Below are 13,646 nucleotides of genomic sequence, written 5' to 3'. Positions count from 1 at the left end.
TTCACGCGATCACGCAGTGGAAAACGGCACAGTCTGCTCGTCGTCGGAAAATGGCGCCGGTCCGTCACATTCGCATGCAAGTCATGAACTACAGAATACGTAGTATTTAATACATGCAGGCTACGAACACGCTGCTGAATGATATTTGCCACGCCTTCAGCGTTTTCATACTCTTAGCATGCGCGTGGTCGTGAAACAGTCGGAAGATGCTGCAATCAAAAGTGTGTCAATTCCTTGTTTGTGCGACGTTTTTTTGTCGCTGCCATAGAAACCCAATTGTTTCACGGAGCATAGCTTTTCGAAGTTTGAAGCCCCGCTGCGAGCTCTTTCCTGCAAACGCGACGTGAGCTACTTTCGAATGGCTCGCAGGCGTGGGGTACTTCCCGCATGTTGCTTCCTCTGGTCACGCGGTGCGAAAGCAGCTTGGCGCGGTGCGCCTGCGGCACGATTCGGTCGGCTTCTCATGGGCCGTCGCGCGGCCCTCGTCGTGAACGGCGAATCCGTACGAGTTGGCCTACTTGTCGAGCGCACTGCGTTGCCAGTTGTTAGCGTTGAAGAAAGGGAACGCGCCCTGCTGTTTCCCGTCACGCATCAGGTGGCGGGATGAGGGTATGACCTTCGACAATATTCCCGTCGCTCTATCGATAGGCTCTTCCAGAAGAGTGCTAACCGAGAAAGTTTATTGAAAGGTGTCTTCTGTTTAGCGCGTGATTGTCTCGCAGCGAGGACATGCATATCGGCACTTCCGAGTAATGAAGGACGTTACACTTGAATTACAAGCTATTAAAATATGTAATTGATATACAAATTCTATTAAGCGTAAGGGGTTTCTGGTCGGCGCAGGCGTCGAATATCCGGTCGCTAACTGCCTCGTCCTCGGGAAGGTGAATGACTGTGAAGCGGTACTGCAACAGGCATCCACCGGGACAGCGGGCACGATGGCAAGTGCAAGTACGCCCCTATCCTGGTGCCGGACATGCGTATCTAACCAGAAGCGATCAAGCAAGGCGAGGTTAGGACCCATGCCACGGGTGGAAACGACGAGACGTCGACCTCTATTGTCAGCAGCAAGTTTCGTCCGTGCATGCCTGACGCGAGCCTAGTCCGAGTGAACAGAACGCTCTGCAGACGGGCTGCCGCTTTCTGGCATTGTCGGCGGCGAACGCCCTGCACGTCCTGCCGGAAAAATCCCAGTGTGAACGTCGGCCGCAGGCCGGACAACACCTCGGTGCGCGAACAGATCCTCCACGATAGCTCGGCCAATTAGCGTAGACCGTCTGCCTTGGCGAAGTTTTATCCTTCTGGCGACAACACTCGCTGGCCTCTTTTTGCCGGTGTCGCCTCGATCATTGTCCCGGTCTGGATCGCCATGTTGACCTCCGCTTCATTCATAGACAACGCCGAAGCACGACTATGGGTTTAGACCGAACGGTGCCGCGGCGCCAGACAAGCGGTCTTTCTTTGCCGTCTAAACAAAGTTCTTACGGAGCATCGTTTGCGGCGACTCACACCGCGCGCATCTCCGCATATCGTATGAATTCCGAACCTTGAGATTAGCCGGATAGACCCCCGGAAGCTAAACGGTCGGCTGAGAGGGTGATCACTGTTTTGTTAAGACTGCGACTGGGACACCCGACCTCAGATGAGCTGTGCCCCTCGTAATATGATCTGGGCAGATCAACTGCTCGTACGTCAAGAGTTGACCAGCGCGCGAATCGAGATGCGTGGCCCAGACATCAAAGCGGCACCGCTGGAACCGCCGGTCGTTGTACCCGGCGAAGCGGCGCTTGGCCATCATCGAGAAGATGGACAGACGCTAAGCCACTCAAGATGTCGACCGAAATGAAATCGGAATCTCCAAGCCTTGGACGTGGGCTGCCTTACCGTTGCCCACGCAACCCATCCGCTCTCAGCGGTCTCATGAAAGGCGGAGTCAAGAGACGCGAAGACGGTGGGGCGCGATACCTTCGCGCGCGCATAACCCTTTCTGACGGTTTTCGCCGGATTTCACGAGAGAGGCAGAGATTCGGCCGAGGCGAGGCACCAGCAGGAGAGCAAAGGTGAAGATATTTGACGGGCTGAAACTCTGGACTCTGCAACGGGCGGGTGAGCGTTATTGACCTCGGCCGGCGAAGAGCTATGTGCGCTCAGGTCAATCACAATCACCGTCTTTGCGTGGTCCAAAACGAGATGCCTCGCCGCGCTCACTGGTTAGACCAACCACGAAAACCGTCAAGGCAAGCCGCCGATCCTCCAGTGCGCGCTCCAGACTCGGTCTGGCAAGCGATTTTGCACCGACAAATTGTGTGTGGTCACGACGCCGACCCTGGTACTACTCGTCGAAGATAGTGGTTTTTTACTCATCGGATGGGGAGCCCCACCTACCACCCAAGATGACACGACACACGCCTAACCTAATACCCACCGGCGAGTCGACGCACGAGATTCCTAAGCCATGGCGTCCGTCCGATGGTCGATCAGCGACAGAGAGCACCCACGGTCTATCGGAGGCGAAAAGTCTTATCGGGGCGTTCTGCGACGCATCAATCAGCGCAGACATCGGGGCTCAGCGTTGGGGCGTATTGCCAATCACTTGTGCTGCGTCGGATGAAGAGTGAGGCGTGAACACGGCTCAGCGATGCTGACATCATGGCAGAAAATGCTTCGACGGGCGGAGGTCCGTGCTGCCGACATCAGTGTCAGTAATACCGACACTTGGACGGCGTCGGCGTGCAGTGCGTGTTTCCGCGGCGGCGGCACCGTGCGCTCGTCCAGCTGTGCCATCTGGTCGCCACCGTGCAGCCCTTTCGTCCGGGTGTGATTTTTCCGCATGCGACCATTCCGTCGTTTTACGCACGCGCGTTGCCGCTGCGTTTCTCACTGCCTTCCCCACACCTGGACCTTCCGCCTTGACCACGTCGGCGCAGTTCTGGCGCAAATCGCCCCCAACTCTCGACTCCATCGTGGGACAGTCGTGCAAACTCTAAGGCCGTGAGTGCGTGGTGCGTCCGGCCATGCAGTCAAGCGGAAGGTCTCGATTTCGCGCTGCTATGAAGAGATTCTGTGGTGAAAGCAACGTGACGAGTCCGTAGGGTCTGCGCGGGCAACAACTGGCTACGAGAACATCAAGGACCGGGTACGCTTACGTCCAGACTGTCGTCTGGGCATGCGATCTGGTTACTCCTCTCCTGCCCCGAACGCGGCGGCGCCTCATCCTTCATTGGACGAACGACGGCCATCAGGAAGCCCGCGGCAGACTCGACACAGGCCTGTTCCCCTCCGCTTTCTTGCGCGCAGAACGCCCTGGAGATTTGATCAATCGGAGAAAGGACACAAGGAATGCCGGGGAAGTGCTGAGTTGAGCGCGCGAAATCCAGCGTTATCGTGCGCTCAACTCATTGTTGTCGACGAGATCCTTGGCAAAAAAGTCTCCTGCCTCATCGATGAATGCTTGTCGTTGTCTTCGGGGAAGCGCATCAGAAACGCCACAGACCGGCGCGTTCCATGATCGTGCCTTATAAGGTTGCCGAGAGGACATTGCTGACCCATCTTCCGACGGCGGTGCGAGAACAGTTAAGGCGTGCGCCCGGCCGCCTTTTTGTTTGCCAATCTACCAATGTAGGCACCACCGGCCAGGACACGCGCACGGGCCAAGCCGGGCCGGGCCGGTGGAATACTGGCAACTGCCAGCCACGTTTGCCGTAACGACTCGGCTAACACATCTTGATTTACTGAATGCGTCCGCGCCGGGACGCCCCATCAAGCGGACGCCACTGCTGCCAACGGGAACAGACTCCGCCCCTGCCAACAGAACATCATTGGCTCGCCTCCAAGCTAGTGTCAGTAATACTGACGCGACCAACGCGCAGGCACAAAAAAACCCGCGCAAGGCGGGCTTTTTTCAGCGAGAGCGCTTGTCAGCGCGGCTCGCCTTTGTAAAGCTCACTGATAAGCTGCCGGATTCTCGCCTCCTGGGCCTCCGTCAACGCGGCAGCTTTAATCTTGACGGTAAAGCTGTTGACGTCCTTGGTAATACTTCCCGCCTGGTCTTTTCCGGCAAAGAACTTCTCGATGTGCCTCTCACGAGCCGTTGTCCCGGAAGTGCGGCGCGTGACCATAGCAGTAATGGCCGGCGCAAGTTTGCCTTGCGGCAGCTCCCCCTTGACTACATCTGGCCAGAGCTCGCGTGCGGCTGACTCAGCTTCATTACCATGCTTCTTAAGCGCCGAAACAACTTCCTCTGCAGCATTGCAGCCCAGCAGGGAAGGCTGCAAATCAAGGTCCTTCTTCATGAAGTCCGGAAGATTTTCGAACGCTAGATACTGATAGAGCCCCGTACGTGAAAGGCCGACCGCTTCCGCCAGCCTTTTGCGGCTCGGAAACTCGCTCTCAGACCGACGAAGGGAAATGGCCACTTCATAGTCAGTCAGATCGTCCCGGTCCATATTCTCGACCAGCGCCAGCACGATCATGTCCTGGTCAGAGCAGTCGATCACCACCGTTTTGATGTGCTCCGCGCCGAGAATCTTGTGCGCCCGCCAGCGCCGCTCCCCCGCGACAATCTGATAGGCCGAATCAACTCGACGAACAACAATAGGCTGCATCAGCCCGACTTCGCGAATAGACTCCGCCAGTTCGGCTAACTTGACTTCATTGAAGACCCTTCGCGGCTGCCAGGGATTAGGAACGATTTCCGTCACTGGCAACTGCGACGTCGTTCCCGTTGACTCAAGCTCCTGCACTCTTAATTGTGCCGCGGCTAACGCTCCGGCCATTCCAGGCGCCGTCTCCGTGCGATTCGCGCGCCGACTAGCATCGGGAGTCCTTTCTGCTGTCGACCGAAGATTCGCAGTCTTAGCCAACATCTGGTCACGGATATTATTGGTGCTCATTGTGCTGGCCTCCATTGTTTGACGAACATGTCATCGACCCATCGGCAGTATTCGATTAACGGCTGCTTGACGCGTGCCAACGATTTCGCCTGGCTATGAGAGCTGCTGATGTCAAAAACAGTCGTAAATGCCAGCGCGCCGGAACTCATTACGGAGCTGGCAGGAACTTCGAACGGGTCAAGCCAGTGGCGATAGGCCCCTTGCGCCCACGTACGCACAACCGGTGCCGAGGAAGTGCTGCTGTAGTTCACGCGCGTCAGCAACACCGAAACGAAGTCGTACTTCTTGTTAGCCTCATATTTAATGAATGACTTGGCGACGTCGGAGAACAACCGCCAGAAGGAAAGCGAACTGAAGAAATCGAGATTCTCGGGGACCATCGGCATTACCATCGCGTCAGCTGCCATCAGTGCGTTCAGGTTCAGATAGGACAAGGACGGCGACGTATCCAGGATGATGTAGTCATAGTGCTTACGCAACGGCGCCAGCCCATCCCGGAGCACCTGCCAGAACTTGAATCCCGCAAGCTTCATCTGCATAGCCGGAAGGTGATACTCCGCCCCGACCAGTTCGGTATGCGCCGGAATGATGTCCAACCCATCCCAATACGTCGGCTGCACCTTGGCGAGCAGGCCTCCCTCGATCTTTTGGTCGTAGACAAAAGGAAGCACGGTGTCGTCCGGAGAGACCTCCTTCTCGGCATACAGACCACATAATTCGGAAAGCGATGCCTGCGGATCAAGGTCGACGACGAGTACCTTTCGCCCGCGGAGGCTCAACCCTTGGGCGAGACACATCGAGGTTGTGGTTTTAGCCGAGCCGCCCTTCAACTGCGACGTAATAAGGACCTTGCCTTCGAAATCGCTTGGCCCAGCCACCAGAGGCGTCTGGTAGATGTCCGATACCTGCTGTACCCAGTTTCGTGCTTCAGGCAGCGTGAAGAGGCGGCTACGGCTTCGCCCTGTCCCGGTGGATTGCCCTTCTGGCAGCACACCGTCTCCCTTGGTTGCCAGGTACTGCACCTGTTGGCGCGTCAGACCGCACAACTCCGCAACCTCACCTGTCGTAAACACCGGCGCTTCCTTGCGTGGGCGCGGCGCGAGAATCTGGTCCCGCAGTTCAGTTGCATAATCGGTGACGACATCCGCGAAATCTGAGATTTCCTCAAGCGTCACGGTTCGGTCTATTGGCATCGGTTGGCTGACATTGGCCATTTCTGAGTTTTCCATGGAAATTGAAGCTAAACGAAGAATACAGGAAAAACGCAAAAACAGGCTTATCTCATAGTCCAGTTTCTCAAGTATCCCCCGTAAGCCGCTGTTTTGTATGGCTTCGGCTGAAATGATGCCAGCCGGGATAAAGAAGATCCCGTCACAAAATCTCTCACCTTTGACGGACGCATCGATTCTCCTTCGAGCGCCTTTAGCGAAAAGGTGAGAGATTATGTCCAGGGCCCGGCGCACCGAGGCTAAGAGCCGAGGAAAAGATTGCGCGCGAAGCGCTTGGCGACGTAATGAACGATCAAACGTCACCGGTTACATTACATTTTTATTTCAGATGGCTAAATGGAGGCACAAAGGTGAGAGATAGTGTGCGCGGGCGTTGATGCCGACATCGAGCGTGTCTCCCGTTGCACATAATCTCTCACCTATGATTCAGCGACGTCGACCGCTTAGAGCGTGGCGTTGGGGCGATGTCTATCGCGGATGACGGCCACAAGTAGCGGGCACCGGAGGGCGTCGAATCGAACGACTCGCCGAAGACGCTGCACACAATCTCTCACCTTTCCTGAAGGGCTGAAGACGTCGGCAGAATTAGGACCAATTTGTATGCTGCGAGATATCGTATGGGCGCCGTGCGGCTTAAACAGGGGCAGTGGTGCGTCACTCGTCGGCTAGAACGTCACCGAGCAGTTTATCCAGACCTTGATTTTGAAGAGCACCGGAGCCACCAGCTATCCCAGTGGCGCGTCCACGCCGCAGCCCTCGAATCTCTCGCGGAGTTGGAGGCGGAGCGCGTCAATCGCTTACGTTGTCCACCGGTTTGTTAGTTGTTTTATAAAAAAAACGTACTAACAAACATACAGGCGAAACACGAATCCTTTGTTATCAAACAGTTAATCATCGAGAGGTGAGATTCAATGTGCCGAAGGTGAGAAAAAATGTGCGCCTGGGGTGAGATATTCTGCGGTCGAAGAGGAGATTCAAGGTCTGTGAAGGTGAGAGGCCAAAGCACGTTTCCTTAAAGGTGAGAGATTTTGCCGCGACACCTGTGGATAACCGGCCGAACCCCCGACCATCATGGGCTCAAGTGTCGCGCTTTGCAGTAGGGGTGAGAGATAGTGTGCTGATGGTGAGAGATGATGTGCATCCGGTTCGCCACGGTGCTCAGGGTGAGACTTTTTTATTGACATCTCACCTCCGTATGCCTAGAGTCTGCTGAAAATCAAAGGGAACAGGCATGTCCGGCAACGTCGACCGACGAGTAACTCCTCTTCAATTCGCTCTGGATCTATTCGTGGAAATGGCGCCGGCGCAAAGGTCCATCGACGAGGCCAGTCCAGACAAAGATATCGGTTATCAAAAGAACCGGGTCTTTGCACGCATTATCGGTTTAGGCCTGTCCGCCAGACGCTTTGTTGATGCCGCTTACTTCATCGTCGCGCAGGACCCGGAAATCCAGGAAACCTATGACGTGACGCTCAGCTTCTTCAAATGGCTGATGCGTTATGACAGCAGGAACAAAAAGCATTTCTCCAGCGTTATCCGCAGCGTCAAATCTTCCATGCTCGAAGTGATGAGTGCGCCGGTGGTGTCCGTTGATTCGAAAGGACGAATGCTGACGGAGTCTCAGGAGCCGGGCGAGGAGGGCAGCACGGGTGATGACGACGCGGACGAGGACCTGGTGGTCCAGAATGAAGACGGGGACTGGCTCGAGTTGATCGGCAGGGTCAGCGTGAGAAACGGCCGGATTCGCTTCCGGGTGCCTGTCGAGTTGCAACGCCTCATCAAGGATCCCGAGAATTCGTACTGGACTAGCCTGCTGGTCACCTCGAGATTCACGCTGATCTACGCTCGCGGCATTTACGATCATGTGTTGCCGGCCGTACCCAGCGGGCTAACGGACTGGTTGTCACTCGATCTCGTTCGAAACCTGCCCGGCAAGTCCTGGGCAAACAACGCAGAGTTCAAGTACTTCAAGCGCGACTATCTCGAACCCGCCGTCAACCAGATCAACGAGCTGTCCGACATCGAGATGTCGTACGAGACCCGCGCCGGAACGCCCGGCTCGCGAAAGAAGGACCAGATTCGCTTCAGGCTCAAACGCAAGGAAGGGGCATTGGCATCCAAAGCGGCCATGCTCAACTCGGTCGCACTCTTCAAAATGCTTCAGGATGAGTTCGGTCTGTCGGATAAACAGTTTGAAAAAATCGCTGAGAACAGGGCCGTCTGGACCGATGAGCGCATTCAACAAGCCATCGACTACACGCGTTGGACAATCAGACAAGGTACCAAGGTAAAAAGAGCTTCCGCCTACCTGATGAGGGCTCTTTCGGACAACTACCGAGTATCCGATGCCGACAGGCAGGTCGAACTGATTCAGGCTCAGATTGTCGACGCGACGACGGGCGAGCAGGGGGCCAAGTCTGACAGGCAGAAGGCCGTCGCGGCCAGCCTGGCGGCAGCTAACGCCGCAGCCGACAAACGTCGACAGGAGGAAATTCGCCTCGCGCGCGAATTCTTCGACACGGCAGACAAGAAGACACGCGAGGACCTTGTCCGGAAGTTTGTTGCGTCGAGCACGATGGGGCTTCGCGCCATCGAGCGTCAAATGCTCAAACCGGCCAACGTCACCGAGGCCAACATTCTGAATCTGCCGGACGTTGCCAATACGTTCAGCTCGTATGTCGCTGGCGAAATCAGAAAAGCCGCACGTGTGCGCACGCGGAAGCCACAACCTGGTGACGTGACGAACGGGTAAATTGCGGCGCCCTGTCAGCAAGCGCATCCGAACACGGCTATGATTTCGTGCGGCGATCGGCGCCGAAACAGGAAAGGAGAAGGCCCAGATGATCCATGTCATTGCGACGATCACAACCCAACCCGGTCAACGTGAAGCTGTGCTGGCACTCTTCAACAGGAATCGTCCGGCGGTGCTGGCGGAAGAGGGATGCATCAGCTACGAGGCGGTAGTCGACGTGCCTGACTTCGGGACGATTCAGACGCCGCTCGGCAATGACACGTTTGCTGTCATCGAGCGCTGGGAAAGCGCGGAAGCGTTGAGGGCGCATGCGGCCTCAACGCATATGGCCGAATATGGACGCAATACTCGCGCGTTGCTCGTGAGCCGCGTCATCAACGTGCTTCAAGCTTGCTAGGTGCCGCGGCTCCCGGTGATTACGATGGTGTGCAACCCGCTCGCACTTGCACCGGGCATTCACGAAGTCCCGGCACAGGGCAAATGAGTAAGCGCTTTCTCTTGAGTTGTTCCCAGTTGACCGCTAAAATCAAGCAACATTCTTTGCATTTCCCCATGACGAAATGCCGTGATTTCGAACGATATTGAAAGCGGTTACTTGAATTGATTGCGGGTGCGAAGGCGTGCTGGCGTGCCCCATGTCACATGGCTGCGGTTTCCGGGACTTGAATATCGAACCTTGCAACGACCTTTTCGAAGCCTCACAGCACGCCCGCGTCACGCTCGTCATGTTCATCGCCGTGGCCTGATGATCCCACGCACCGCCCGCGCCAACTTTTCATTATGGGCTGCTCATCTCGATGTGGTGCGACTGTCAAAGCGCTGCATCGATCAACCCGACGCCCACTCGGTGATCGAGAACAGTGTCTCGGGCAACGCACGTGACAGCGGGAACAAACGTGACGCAGTCCGGCTGCGCTCCCGGCAATGAAGTTCGCTGCGAACCCCGCACGGGCCAGGCAGGCAAAGGCCCACGGGCAATGGGCATTTCTCAGGGTGCCGCGTTATAGTATGGCGCACAGGGATGGCGCGATGGTGCGCCTCGACACTGGGCAGGGTGCAAGTTGACCAACGAAACAAAGAAAAGGGCGCCTCGTCGCAAATCGAATTCGATTTCCGTGCAGGATGTGGCGCGCGCGGCAGGGGTATCGACTGCGACGGTTTCGCGCGTGTTGAACGGCAACGCAAAGGTGGCAGTCGAACTGCAGAACCGTGTGCGCGACATTGCGCAGGAACTCGGGTACACGCCGCACGCCGCGGCGCGCGCGCTGGCATCGCAGCGCTCGAAAACGATTGGTGCGGTCATTCCATCGCTGGAAAACCAGAACTTCGCGATCGGCGTGTTCGCGCTACAAAAGCGCATCGGGGAAGCCGGCTACACATTGTTGCTTGGATGCTCGTACTACGATCAGGAAGACGAGTTGAAGCAGGTCCGCGCCTTGATCGCGGACGGCATCGCCGGGCTGATGCTGGTGGGTCGCAGCCATTCCCCCGCGCTGTACGAACTGATTGAAAAAGAACAGATTCCGCTCGTCAATGGCTGGACAGTCGATCACGACCACCCGTATGTCGGCTTCGACAACGTGGCGGTCGGCCGCCGCCTCGCCGACTATCTGCTCGATCTCGGACACACGCGCTTCGGCATGATCACGCAGATGACGCAGCACAGCGATCGCGCGGCGGATCGCATCATCGGCGTTCGCGCGGCGTTGCAGTCGCGTGGGCTGCAGTTGCGCCACGAGCATCTCATCGAGATGCCGCACAAGATCATTGAAGGCCAAATGGCGATGAAGGCGCTGATGAACGGACCCGACCGTCCGACGGCTGTCATCTGCGGCACCGATCTGCTTGCAATCGGCGCACTGGCCGAGGCGCGCGAGTCGGGTATCGACGTGCCGGGCGACCTGTCGATCGCGGGCATCAACGACATCGAATTCTCCAGCTTCACGTCGCCGCCGCTGACAACCATGCGGCTTGCCGCCGATGAAATCGGTGCGCGCAGCGCCGAGTATCTGCTTGCACGGATCGAAGGACGGCCCGTGAGTTCGCAGTACATCGTGCCGACCGACCTGATCGTGCGCGGCACGACGGCGCGTCCCCGCAACGCCTAGGGTTCCAACGCGCGGCGCGGAGTGAGCGACGATATGTTCGTTCAAGGCGGCACCGAATTCCGCCGCGCTGATTCCGGTGCGGCCGCGGGGCGCACGTTACTCTGCGCGCTCGCGCGAACTACCCCGGTATCAGCACACGGCTGCGTGTGAGCACCTCTTTTGCCAACGTCACGATGGTATCCGCGCCACTCAGACACTCTTCCTGATAGGCGACGAAAAAACCTTGCTGTGTGATCGGGCGTTCAGTGTTCAGTACATGAATCAGCCCGGCATCGATCTCCGCGCGCATGATCGCGGGCGACATGACGGCTGCCGCATGTCCGGCCGCGACCAGTCGCGACATCATGGACAGGGAATTGCATGAGCTGACGTTGTCCGGATTGCATCCGGCGCTGCGGAACCAGTTCATCACCAGCGAATGATTCGACGACGGTTGCGAGACGGTGATGATCGGCACCGACGCAAGATCGTGAGGCGTGACATTGAAGTCGGGCACGAGTTGTGGCGACGCAACCCAGTGCAGATCGGTGTGGCCGATGGCGGTCTCGATCACGTGGGGCGCATCGGTGGAGTCGTTCAGTATCGCTATGTCCAGTTCATGCGCACCGAGTTTGCGTCCCAGCGCGACGCCCACATCGATCGTGAGTTCGATCTTCATTTGCGGATATCGCGTTTTGAGCTGCGTCAGCAGATCGGCAAGCCCCGCGAGCGCGATCGACTCAATCGCGCCGAGACGCAGAAGCCCGTACATGGGGTCGGCTCGCTTCGCAATCTGTTCGAGCTTCCCGGCGAGCTTCAGCACCTGCTCCGCGTTGGCGAGCGCGTCGCGGCCCGCCAGCGTGAGTTCCGAGCGCGACCGGCTGCGCGTGAAAAGCTGCACGCCGAGATGTTCTTCGAACTCCTGGATGCGTGCTGAAATAGTCGGCTGCGTGAGGTGCTGATGACGCGCTGCCGCATGAAATCCTCCTAACCGCGCCACCCAATAGAAGGTTTCAATTTGCTGAAGAGTAATGCGCATGATCGAAGGTTTTTATCGGCCGGTGTCGCTGACTTTGATTATCTCCTGGACAAATTGCTTGCATATACTGATCCACGCTGCGCGTTGAAATGGAGCGCGGTGCGTCGTCGGTCCAGCGCAGCAGGACGGTCCGCGCTCCGATGAACCCGCTGGCTAACGGACTGCGGTTTGAAGCAAAAAAAGGAAGGCCACCGTGAGTGATTTACTCCGAAGCGGAAAAGACTCTCGCCGCGACACTTCGATGACGAGGCGCGAGACCACACCGGCTTCACCCGGCGAATCGGCCTCTCCCGAACAGTCGGCACGAGCCGCAGGCATCGGCCAGCCGCGTTTCCCCGTTCCGCCCAAGGCGACCGACAGTCACCACCACGTCTACGATGCGCGATATCCCGTCGATCCGTCATCACTATTGCAGCCGCCCGATGCGACCGTTGCCGACTATGGTGCGCTGCAGCGGAAGCTGGGTATCGAGCGACATGTCGTCGTTCAACCGTCGACGTATGGAACCGACAACCGTTGCCTGCTCGACGCCTTGTCGCGGTTCGGAAGCGCCGCGCGTGGTATCGCGACCGTGCCGGTCACGATCACGGATAGCGAACTGGCCGGTCTTCACCACATGGGCATACGCGGGCTGCGGTTTAACCTCGAATACCTGGTCGGCGTCACGGTATCGATGATGGCGCCACTCTCGAAGCGGATCGAACCGCTCGGCTGGCACATTCAGGTCAATGCCACCGCTGCGCAGCTACTCGCGCATCAGCAGTTGCTGGCGAGTCTGTCGTCGCCGCTCGTGATCGATCATATGGGACAGGTCCCGCAACCGGGCGGCGCGGAGCACGCCGCGTTCCGGATGATCGAGGCGCTGCTGGCCCGTGGCCGTAGCTGGGTCAAATTGAGTGGTCCCTATCTGGCGTCGCAAAGCGGAGCACCGGTCTACGCCGATGCCGGCATGGTCGCGCGCAGGTTTGCCGAGCTTGCCCCGGACAGGACGCTATGGGGATCGGACTGGCCTCATCCGACGCAAGCGCCCGGTAACAAGCCGGACGCCGCCCTCCTGCTGGACGATCTGACGCTGTGGATACCCGATGCATCGGCACGGCATCGAATACTCGTTGAAAATCCCGCAAGGCTTTACAGCTTTTAGCAAACGTGCGGCGCGCCACAGCGCCTCGCTTATCAGTTGCCGAGGTAGGCCACCACGTCGATCTCCACGAGCACACCCTGCAGACCGACCTCCACGGTCGTTCGCGCCGGTTCGTGCCTGGCAAACCAGCTCGAATAGCGCGCGTTGAAACGGCTGAAGAGCGTCATATCGGTCAGATACACGGTGACCTTGACGACGTCCTCGAGTCCCGCGCCGGCGGCGGCCAGCACCCGCTCGACATTGGCGAGCGTCGCATGGGTCTGTTCTTCGATCGAGTCGCCGATCACCTGGCGGTCCGCGTCGCGCGGCGTCTGGCCGGACAGGAACACGAAGTCGCCCGCGATCATCGCGGAAGAATAGTGCCCACCTGGTTTGACGTCGGCCGGATTGACGCCGCGCAATGCGCGGGGCGTGCCACTGTTGCTCATGTTTGTCCCTTCGCCTTGCGCGGCTGCGTCGCGCTGCATCGTTTCGATCGATACCTGTCCGTTGTTGGCCCGGTA

At 58.0% G+C, this 13,646-nt stretch carries 8 protein-coding genes and 1 pseudogene; 5 read left to right on the top strand and 4 right to left on the bottom strand.

What is annotated here, in order from left to right; all coding sequences use genetic code 11:
* Positions 1-2,727: 2,727 nt before the first annotated feature.
* Positions 2,728-2,874, top strand: a pseudogene (locus CJU94_RS42000) (glycosyltransferase family 1 protein); the annotation flags it as partial.
* A 1,043-nt stretch (positions 2,875-3,917) separates the two neighbouring features.
* On the opposite strand, the gene CJU94_RS34365 reads toward CJU94_RS42000, so the two are convergent.
* Positions 3,918-4,892, bottom strand: a complete 975-nt coding sequence (locus CJU94_RS34365) for a ParB/RepB/Spo0J family partition protein (protein ID WP_095423116.1) — start codon at positions 4,890-4,892, stop codon at positions 3,918-3,920.
* The gene (locus CJU94_RS34360) at positions 4,889-6,106 is read right to left on the bottom strand and encodes a ParA family protein (protein WP_095423115.1); all 1,218 of its coding nucleotides are present in this window, start codon (positions 6,104-6,106) and stop codon (positions 4,889-4,891) included. The genes CJU94_RS34365 and CJU94_RS34360 overlap by 4 nt, the downstream gene beginning before the upstream one ends.
* A gap of 1,246 nt (positions 6,107-7,352) precedes the next feature.
* On the opposite strand from CJU94_RS34360, the gene CJU94_RS34355 reads away from it, so the two are divergent.
* The 3 genes from CJU94_RS34355 (at position 7,353) to CJU94_RS34345 (ending at position 10,981) form a co-directional block, all read left to right on the top strand.
* Positions 7,353-8,873, top strand: coding sequence for a replication initiation protein (locus CJU94_RS34355; protein ID WP_095423114.1), 1,521 nt, complete (start codon positions 7,353-7,355; stop codon positions 8,871-8,873).
* Between the two features lie 88 nt (positions 8,874-8,961).
* Positions 8,962-9,270 carry a putative quinol monooxygenase gene (locus CJU94_RS34350; RefSeq protein WP_095423113.1) on the top strand — a complete coding sequence of 103 codons (309 nt, stop codon included), beginning with the start codon at positions 8,962-8,964 and terminating at the stop codon, positions 9,268-9,270.
* Between the two features lie 769 nt (positions 9,271-10,039).
* A complete protein-coding gene (locus tag CJU94_RS34345) occupies positions 10,040-10,981 on the top strand; it encodes a LacI family DNA-binding transcriptional regulator (RefSeq protein WP_244221147.1) in 942 nt (313 codons plus the stop codon).
* A 118-nt stretch (positions 10,982-11,099) separates the two neighbouring features.
* Here CJU94_RS34345 and CJU94_RS34340 read toward each other — a convergent pair whose 3' ends face one another.
* On the bottom strand, positions 11,100-11,999 hold the full coding sequence (locus tag CJU94_RS34340; protein ID WP_095423111.1) for a LysR family transcriptional regulator: 900 nt from the start codon (positions 11,997-11,999) through the stop codon (positions 11,100-11,102).
* Between the two features lie 193 nt (positions 12,000-12,192).
* Between CJU94_RS34340 and CJU94_RS34335 the strand changes: the two genes are divergently transcribed.
* Positions 12,193-13,143: an amidohydrolase family protein gene (locus tag CJU94_RS34335; protein WP_244221146.1), complete on the top strand. Its 951-nt coding sequence runs from the start codon at positions 12,193-12,195 to the stop codon at positions 13,141-13,143.
* 32 nt (positions 13,144-13,175) lie between these two features.
* Here the strand turns inward: CJU94_RS34335 and CJU94_RS34330 are convergent, their stop codons facing one another.
* Positions 13,176-13,571, bottom strand: coding sequence for a RidA family protein (locus CJU94_RS34330; protein ID WP_095423412.1), 396 nt, complete (start codon positions 13,569-13,571; stop codon positions 13,176-13,178).
* Positions 13,572-13,646 lie beyond the last annotated feature (75 nt).

It is taken from the genome of Paraburkholderia aromaticivorans, assembly GCF_002278075.1.
Taxonomy (GTDB): domain Bacteria; phylum Pseudomonadota; class Gammaproteobacteria; order Burkholderiales; family Burkholderiaceae; genus Paraburkholderia; species Paraburkholderia aromaticivorans.
The sequence above is the reverse complement of the archived record's forward strand: the minus strand, read 5'-3'. Positions and strand labels throughout refer to the sequence as shown.

Coding starts and splice junctions, on each gene's coding strand:
- CJU94_RS34365 (WP_095423116.1), bottom strand. CDS start 4,892: ATGAGCACCAATAATATCCGTGACCAGATGTTGGCTAAGACTGCGAAT.
- CJU94_RS34360 (WP_095423115.1), bottom strand. CDS start 6,106: ATGGCCAATGTCAGCCAACCGATGCCAATAGACCGAACCGTGACGCTT.
- CJU94_RS34355 (WP_095423114.1), top strand. CDS start 7,353: ATGTCCGGCAACGTCGACCGACGAGTAACTCCTCTTCAATTCGCTCTG.
- CJU94_RS34350 (WP_095423113.1), top strand. CDS start 8,962: ATGATCCATGTCATTGCGACGATCACAACCCAACCCGGTCAACGTGAA.
- CJU94_RS34340 (WP_095423111.1), bottom strand. CDS start 11,999: ATGCGCATTACTCTTCAGCAAATTGAAACCTTCTATTGGGTGGCGCGG.
- CJU94_RS34330 (WP_095423412.1), bottom strand. CDS start 13,571: ATGAGCAACAGTGGCACGCCCCGCGCATTGCGCGGCGTCAATCCGGCC.